General features: G+C 41.2%; 8 protein-coding genes and 1 pseudogene. 1 reads left to right on the top strand and 8 read right to left on the bottom strand.

Translation table 11 applies throughout. From position 1 onward, the window contains the following. Positions 1 to 145 precede the first annotated feature (145 nt). The 4 genes and pseudogenes from Q0369_RS03690 to Q0369_RS03675 all read right to left on the bottom strand — a co-directional run. On the bottom strand, positions 146 to 604 hold the full coding sequence (locus Q0369_RS03690; RefSeq protein ID WP_298096156.1) for a hypothetical protein: 459 nt from the start codon (positions 602 to 604) through the stop codon (positions 146 to 148). Between the two features lies 1 nt (position 605). Then, positions 606 to 1,070: a hypothetical protein gene (locus tag Q0369_RS03685; RefSeq protein WP_298096153.1), complete on the bottom strand. Its 465-nt coding sequence runs from the start codon at positions 1,068 to 1,070 to the stop codon at positions 606 to 608. A gap of 342 nt (positions 1,071 to 1,412) precedes the next feature. Further along, positions 1,413 to 2,117 (bottom strand): 7-cyano-7-deazaguanine synthase, encoded by a 705-nt coding sequence (locus tag Q0369_RS03680; RefSeq protein WP_298096159.1) that lies wholly within the window; start codon positions 2,115 to 2,117, stop codon positions 1,413 to 1,415. A 174-nt stretch (positions 2,118 to 2,291) separates the two neighbouring features. Beyond that, positions 2,292 to 2,558: pseudogene (locus Q0369_RS03675) on the bottom strand (7-cyano-7-deazaguanine synthase); the annotation flags it as partial. A 54-nt stretch (positions 2,559 to 2,612) separates the two neighbouring features. Between Q0369_RS03675 and ybeY the strand changes: the two are divergent. Continuing rightward, positions 2,613 to 3,173, top strand: coding sequence for an rRNA maturation RNase YbeY (gene ybeY / locus Q0369_RS03670; RefSeq protein WP_298096150.1), 561 nt, complete (start codon positions 2,613 to 2,615; stop codon positions 3,171 to 3,173). Positions 3,174 to 3,383: 210 nt separating this feature from the next. Here ybeY and Q0369_RS03665 read toward each other — a convergent pair whose 3' ends face one another. From Q0369_RS03665 to Q0369_RS03650, 4 genes are all read right to left on the bottom strand, one after another. Then, the gene (locus tag Q0369_RS03665) at positions 3,384 to 4,202 is read right to left on the bottom strand and encodes a hypothetical protein (RefSeq protein WP_298096147.1); all 819 of its coding nucleotides are present in this window, start codon (positions 4,200 to 4,202) and stop codon (positions 3,384 to 3,386) included. Between the two features lie 8 nt (positions 4,203 to 4,210). Further along, a complete protein-coding gene (locus Q0369_RS03660; RefSeq protein WP_298096144.1) occupies positions 4,211 to 4,858 on the bottom strand; it encodes a hypothetical protein in 648 nt (215 codons plus the stop codon). Positions 4,859 to 5,198: 340 nt separating this feature from the next. After that, complete coding sequence (locus Q0369_RS03655) at positions 5,199 to 5,747, bottom strand: hypothetical protein (protein ID WP_298096141.1); 549 nt, start codon at positions 5,745 to 5,747, stop codon at positions 5,199 to 5,201. 280 nt (positions 5,748 to 6,027) lie between these two features. After that, positions 6,028 to 6,951 (bottom strand): hypothetical protein, encoded by a 924-nt coding sequence (locus Q0369_RS03650; protein ID WP_298096138.1) that lies wholly within the window; start codon positions 6,949 to 6,951, stop codon positions 6,028 to 6,030. Positions 6,952 to 7,134: the final 183 nt, after the last annotated feature.

Below are 7,134 nucleotides of genomic sequence, written 5' to 3'. Positions count from 1 at the left end.
AAAATTTAATTCTCGGATTATACTACGATATGTTTATATCCGCCTGTGCGCTCATAGATATATCATAGAAGTTATTTAATAATACCGTCTCAAATCAACCAATGCCAATCTTAAGTTTGCTTGCTCTAAACTTAATCCAGTCATCTTATTTTTTCTCCTTATCAGTTAAATCTTGTAGTTCCATGGTGTAGTTTGGGATTTGTTCCCATATTCCGTCATATCCATATACATTCAAAATTTTATTTAAAAGCATAAGTATTTGATTTTTTGAAAGGGATTTGGTTTCTTTTGACTTTAATTCTAAAAGCTTCCAAATTCTATGAAATTTTTCTGTATCTGATATATTATTTTGGTAATCAAGCGTAGCCTCTATTATCTCTCCTTTACAATATAAAGTCCAAACCGATTTCTTAAGATATGCATGATCGTATTCCGGATCTTGAAAAAATTTAGTTTCCATAAACCAGCAATCTGCACTTTTATCGACGACCCATGATTTTCCATCGGGTAGGGTTTTATAAGTGGGGTTAAATTGATAAAACAATTTGCTCAACCCATACTTCTCATCATCCTCTTTAGTGATGATCGCATTTTCAAACGCCATTCTATTTCTCCTTGATTAAATTTTGTATTTCCATGGAGTAGCTATATGATGACTCCATAGTTTCAGTATAGCCATATTCTCCATATGTTTCCAGGCTTTCATTTAAAATTGAAATTATTTCATCAGTTGAAAGTGTTTTTGTGCGCATTGGGCTCAAACCTAATAATTGCCAAATTCTATGAAGTCGCTTTGGTCCCACTGCTTTATCAATTTCATAATCAAGAATAACTTCGATAAAATCTCCATTATAATATAAAATCCAAATAGCTTTTTCAAGCGTATTATGGTCATATTCATAGTCTGGAAAATTATAAACTTTCCACAACCAACAGTTTCTTACTCTATCAATAGTCCAATCTAGTCTACCGGCAAAAATTTTATAATATGGATTATACTTGTAGTAGATTTTACTCAACCCATACTTCTCATCATCCTCTTTAGTGATGATTGCATTTTCAAACGCCATTCTCTCCTCCTTAAGAAATTTAGAATTCAAATTTATACGATATGTTTATATTCGCCTATACGATCATAAATATAGCATAGGAGTTAAATTTATAATTGATTTTCGCTTTGAACCTCACTCAACGCTCGCATTAAAATTTTTCAAATTCCGAAGCGCAGTTTAAATTTACAGCCGCGGCTCGGCGCACTAAAGTGCAGACCGCCGCCGTATGTTTGAAATCCCGCTATAAACTATGCGGCACTACGTATTCAAAATCCGCGCATATCAGGCGCTGATGACGCGCCGAGTCGCGCGGGCTCGGTAAATTTTGCCGCGGCGCGATTAAATTTCGTCGCGGCGCACCTAAGCTTCTATCGCGTAGGGGATTTTGTCTTTCGCGCCGGCGCCAGCAAAGCCTTTGAGCCGCAGCAGGCAGCTGTCGCAAAGCCCGCACGCAGCGTTCTCGCGCTCGTAGCAGCTCCACGTAAGCTCTAGCGGCACGCCGATCTCAAGCGCTAGTGAGACGATCTGCGCCTTGCTAAGGTGCACGAGCGGGGTTTTGATGCGCGGATGAAAGTCGCGGCTCGTGCCCAGCTCAAGCGCTCGCTCAAACGCGCCGATGAACTCCGCGCCGCAGTCGGGGTAGCCGCTGCTATCCTCCTGCACCACGCCAATGAAGATCGCGTCGCAGCGCTCCTTCTCGGCGAGCGCAGCGGCGATGCTCAAAAACACGCCGTTGCGAAACGGCACGTAGGTGCTCGGCAGATCTGAAAACGCGCCCTCGCCGCTTTGCGGTGGAATTTTATCGCTTCGGCTCTGCGATGAAATTTGATTGTTTTGGCTTTGTGGTAAAATTTCACCCCCTGCGTGCTTGGGTGGAATTTTATCGCCCTGCTGCGGCTCGGCTTCGCTTTGAGGTGCAATTTCGCCGTCTTGCAGTGAAATTTTGTCGTCGCGAGCTAAAATTTTGCCGCCTTGTGGTGAAATTTCATTGTCCCCGAGTGAAGCTTCACCGCCTTGGGTTAAAATTTCGTCTTTCTGCGCGCAGCCGCCGCTATTTCGCGCCAAATCTGCACTTAGCGTAGCGTCCGCAGGGCTCGTCGAGAAATTTGACGCGGTAAAATTTTGCCCGCCAATCTCGGCATCAATAGAATTTGCCGCGATAGAATTTTGCCCGTCTAAGCGGGCGCTCTTGGAATTTGTCGCGCTATCAATCTCGGTGCCGGTAGAATTTGCCGCGCCGCAAAGCTCCGCCGCACCCTTTCTGATTGGCAAGGTGCCGTCCGTAAGGGCGCTGCCACCGATTTGCGCGATGAAGCGAGCGTCTAAAATAAACCTCTTTGCGACCCCCAAATCGTCGCAAATTTTACCGAAGCACTCGCGTTCCTTGTCCATCGTGCGCTGATTATAATCAAAATGCAGCGCCACGATCTCGTAACCTTCGCGCTTCGCGATATAGGCGCAGGTCGCGCTGTCCATGCCGCCACTGATCACGCATAAAGCTCTCATTTTCGTCCTTTTTTTGCTAAAATTATACGAAAATTTTATAAAAGAGGGGTAAAAATGATACTTTGCGAGCAGCCCTATCCCGAAATTTTGGACGCTATCGCGGCGGAGCTGGGCGGCGGGAGCGTCGAGCTAATTTTCGTGCGCGGCGAGGAGATGCGGCAGCTAAATGCACAAACGCGCGGCATCAACAAGGCGACCGACGTGCTGAGCTTCCCGCTAGATCCTGCAGCGTTTGCGGGCTTCAGTGGGGATTTGAGCGAGGAAAATTCCGCGCATGAAAACAGCGGCGATAAAAATCAAAACGCCGTAAATTCCGCGAGCAAAAATCCTAACGATGAAAATTTAAATAATGAAAATTTTGGCGACGAGAATTTCGCTCCCGCGCTGCTCGGCTCGGTCGTGATAAATTTAGACCTCGTAGAGCTGAAAGCCGCGCAACTGGGGCACGGCAGGGATGACGAGACGGCGCTACTTTTTACGCACGGCATGCTGCACGTGCTAGGTTACGATCACGAGAGCGACGACGGACAGATGCGCGCCAAAGAGTGCGAGATCATCGAAAAATTTCGCCTTCCAAAAAGCCTGATCGTGCGAACGGAGGGAAATGAGGAGTAGGCGCTGTATATCGAAAAGGGGCGAGCAAGGCATGCGCGGCGGCCTAAAATTCTAATCAAATTTTAAAAACGCAGATTGGGAAGCAAAAACTACAAGCCCAAAACCGCAGCGATAAAAGGATTTTTAGGATAACTCGCCATGATCTCCCAGCCAAAATTTTGCATACTTAAAGTTATCAACGGCAACTGAATGTATTGCATGATTTACTCCTTAACGATAAATTTTTGTATTTAAATACGAATTTATACAATTTATAGAAACGGATGTTCGCGAAACTTTGTCTTTAAATTTACTAATTTGAATAGAAACCGCTTTAAGACCGTTTATTAAATTTACGGAATCGATAAAAAGTAGATAATCTTCGCTCTTATATTTTATCGGTCCGAAATAAATCAGAGTATCTCCTGCGATCTTGTTTCGATAATCCTCAAAATCTATCCTGCTATAATATGAATCGTATGAGGGGTCTTTTATAATTTTACTGCACTCTTGCGGATCTAGAATATACATAAAATTTGCAAAAGACATCTCGTATTGCCGAAAATCTTCTCTATACGTCATAATATACAAAAGCTTATTATCAAATTTATACAATGTAAATCCGCGCCCCGTAAAGCCGTCTCTAATCGTTGTATTCATATCCATATACCAGCAATCGCCCATATTTTTCTTTAAAACGGGATTGTTGTAATCCGTCGTATCAAAAACCAGAGGCTTGATTACGCTTATATTTTTCCATTCGAATAGATCATCGTAAAAGTCGTTGCAGAAGTCTCTTTCTTTTGATAAATGCTCTTCGTATTCTTTTTTGAGCGTTGCATTTCTATCTATTTGCCAAAAGCTAACGGTTTTTCCGTTGAAAGTGGTTTCTCCTTCTACCATACCGGAAGGATTGTTTCTTACTACTTTCCTATCATTAGCTTTCCATAAAGCTATTTTTAAATCAAAAGGAATTTCCGTATCGCTTACATCGTTTGCATTCGCAAATAGTACGAATGCGATCATTAAGATGAAAATATGAACCCACATAACCGCCCCTATCGATAAAGCTTCGTATTTACGTATGAATTGCTACAAACAGGCATTTGTAAAATACCGTCTTTAAATTTCCTGATTGTGACGTTGAATAGTTGTCCGCTATCCGTATTGTCAAAATCTATGAAAAGTAGATAGTCTATATCTTTATAACGTATCGGTTCGGCATAAAACAGACGCCGTTTATATATGATATTGCCTGGAATCTCCAAATTTACCCTGCTACGAGGATCTTTTGTGATTTTACTACACTCTTTGGGATCTAAAATGTAAGCAAGATTTGCGAAATCATCCGTCTGATATATATAAGGAGTGGTTTTGTAAATCATAATATACAAAAGCTTATTATCAAATTTATATAACGTAAATCCTCTCCCCGTAAAGCCGTCTCTAATCGTTTTATTCATATCCATATACCAGCAATCGCCCATATTTTTCTTTAAAACTGGGTTGTTGTAATCCGTCGTATCAAAAACCAGTGGGTTTATTATATTTATATTTTTCCACTCGAACAGATCATCGTAAAAGTCGTTGCAGAAGTCTCTTTCTTTTGATAAATGCTCTTCATACTCTTTTTTGAGCGTTGCATTTTGTTCTATCTTAAAAAAATAAAAACTCTTGCCGTTAAACGTAGTTGCGCCCCGAATCATAGGTTCGTGAAGAGCTTTTCTTACAACTTTTTTATCTTGAATTTTCCATAAAATGGATTCCAGTCGCCATGGCGTCAATGGATGCTTTATATCATCCGCTTTTGCGAACGATACGACAAACAAGGTCGCTAAAATAAAAGCACGAACTTGCATCCCTCACTCCTTAAAATGAGCTTTTGAAGCTTTAAAAGCGTTTTTTGCTATCGATCGTATAAGCTTATACAACATAATTACTTAATCTAAAGTATAAAATACATTATCGTATCCGCACAAATATGAATTTATGCATATACCGCCGATCTATACGGCAGGCTTTCAGTGTTTCAATTACCGATCAATTTTATTCACATTCATGAATATATGGATCTTTTAGGGTAAATTCGCCATGATCTCCCAACCAAAACGTCGCATACTCAAAATTATCAATAGCAAATGTCGCATGGTGCTCGCTATACACCCTGCGCGATCTGCATTTTTTGCCTTTGTAATCATAGTGATCTGATAGCTTTTTATAAAACTCGATGCTTTCGTTATCAAAGTCGTAGCCCAGTGCGATATCTTGATTTTGCCCGTCGTAGAAATGGATATAGTCGAAATCGAAGTTATAATAAACCTTGCAATGGCCATTTTCGCCGTTTATTATAGCATCGCCGCAATATTTTTCTAGCTTTAATTTCTCTTTTTCAAACTCATGCCGTAGCTTGGTTTGCTCAGACGGGTCTAAATTTTGTGTTTTCTCAGTAAAAAATTTCTCTTCATACCCAAGCGCCTTTTGCAATAAAATAGCCGCATATTCGGCTCTTTTAGAATAAAAATATAGAAAATAAGAGGTATATAGCATAAGGATGAAACCTGCAAAAATCATAAAATTTCTAAGTAGTTTTTTCAAATCGTCGCCTTTCTATGTTCTATATCGGTGCAAATAGTTTTGCCTCTTTCAAAAAGAGCGATGACTTATTATATCCCCCCGTTAAGATTAAAACGCTGCAATTTGATATTATATTTTGATTTTAATCTGATATAAGAATGACGGGGCGTAAAATTTATAGTCGTATCATGTAAATTCTGCGAGCAAAATTTAGATAAATAAAATTCGCTTAACTGCACGCTTAGCCAAAACTCACAGAGTATGTATTTATTCCTGCAGACAAACCCTCAAGCGCGCCGATTTAGAATTTAAATTTCTTAAATTCTATCTTTTCATCGAAAACCGACATCGTGCGCCGTAGCTCATCTATATCGACATTTAACACGGCTAAGAAATACTCCCGTAGCTGCGCATATTCATCCTTGTTTGCCATCAAAATATTCATTATATCAACGTTGGCGTTTTCTTTGTATAGCACTAGTTGATCGTGAATGCCGAAAAATCCGAGGCTGCCATTATGTAGATGCATAAATATCTTAGAGCCGTAAAGCAAGGTAAGTACCATAGTAAAAATACATACTATATTTCTAACATTGACACTCACACTTTCGTCGTCTCCGCCAAACTTAAGCGCGAGTAAAACCCAAACGGCGATAACGATCTTAAGGGCTAACGGCATTTGCTGCCTCCAACTCCATCTGCAATCGAAGCTAATCGCCATCGCACCGATCTTTTGTAGCTCAAAAAATTTCACAATTTCGCCCTTTTTATAATACGCGACGGCGGAGTTCGTCATCACGAAATATGCTTCGCCCTCGCGCCTAGCCGCCTCTATGAGCGGTAAGAGCACTAGGATAAACATCCGCAATACGCCTAGCTCTGGCGGACCCACCACGATGATGGCAAAAAACAAAAATATTAAAAATACGCAGCACATCGCAGGGAATTGATATTTAACGTAATCGCGATAGAGATGATCCGTGATGATTAATGGGGCTCTGTCATAATCTATGATTATGGTATTATCCTTGCTCGAAAGGCTCGCGTTCTTGTAGGTATATGTTTCTGTACTATCATCTGCAAACTCCGAGCCATCTAGTTTTAAATCCGGTTTTAAATTCAGATTGCAAGCATCGGGCTTGTCACTATCCGTCTGCGATCCGCAAGACGCCTTCGCGTGCCTTCCGCGTAAGGCTTCTCTTAGCTCATCTAAATTATCGCTCAAATCGTCTCCTTAAATTTTACCCGAAATTTTGCCACTCTTTTTTAGCCCACTCCGCAAACAAACGCTGCAAAAAGGCGTCCGCGGCGGATAAAATTTCGCTCGAATTTTAAAAGCTCCGCTTAGCCGAAGTTTACGGGATCCATATCGATCTCGACGGGCAGATGCTCAAGCGCGCGCGCGGCG

This window comes from uncultured Campylobacter sp., assembly GCF_938030685.1.
Classification (GTDB): domain Bacteria; phylum Campylobacterota; class Campylobacteria; order Campylobacterales; family Campylobacteraceae; genus Campylobacter_B.
Note: the sequence above shows the minus strand (reverse complement) of the source record. Positions and strands in the feature narration are given on the sequence as shown.